The organism is Streptomyces sp. SID12501 (assembly GCF_010550245.1).
Taxonomy (GTDB): domain Bacteria; phylum Actinomycetota; class Actinomycetes; order Streptomycetales; family Streptomycetaceae; genus Streptomyces.
The window spans coordinates 1-397 of the sequence record NZ_JAAGLU010000978.1; the positions used below are offsets into that span (position 1 = coordinate 1).

1 pseudogene is annotated in these 397 nt (G+C 67.5%); it reads right to left on the reverse strand.

The window, feature by feature from the left end:
- A pseudogene (locus G3I71_RS49435) lies at positions 1-334 on the reverse strand (hypothetical protein); the annotation flags it as partial.
- Positions 335-397: the final 63 nt, after the last annotated feature.

Consider the following 397-nt stretch of genomic DNA (forward strand, 5'->3'; position numbering starts at 1 on the left):
CGCGGGCAAGCTGTTCCTGCTCGGTGAGCGCGGCACCTCCACGAGCACGGTCGGCATCGGACTCGTAGACGGACAGCGGCAGGAAGAGGTGGGACTCCTTCTTGTCGCGGCTCATCATTGTGTAGAGCGCGTTCGCCTGCGCGCCGGGGCCGTAGACCAGTGCCTCCTGGACGCTGAGGCCCTGGGACTTGTGGCCGGTGATCGCGTATCCGAGGCTGAGTCCGCCTTGTGCGATGTAGTCGGCGTCGACCCATTCGGCGACGTCGCGGTGTCCGTCGGCGGTCTTCTCGCGCCACTCGACCAGAACCCGGCGCTCGGCGTCCACGGCTCGCACGATTCCGCGGTAGCCGTTCAGCACGTCTTCGTTCTCGCCTCGGCTCCGCTTGCCCCGGTAGTC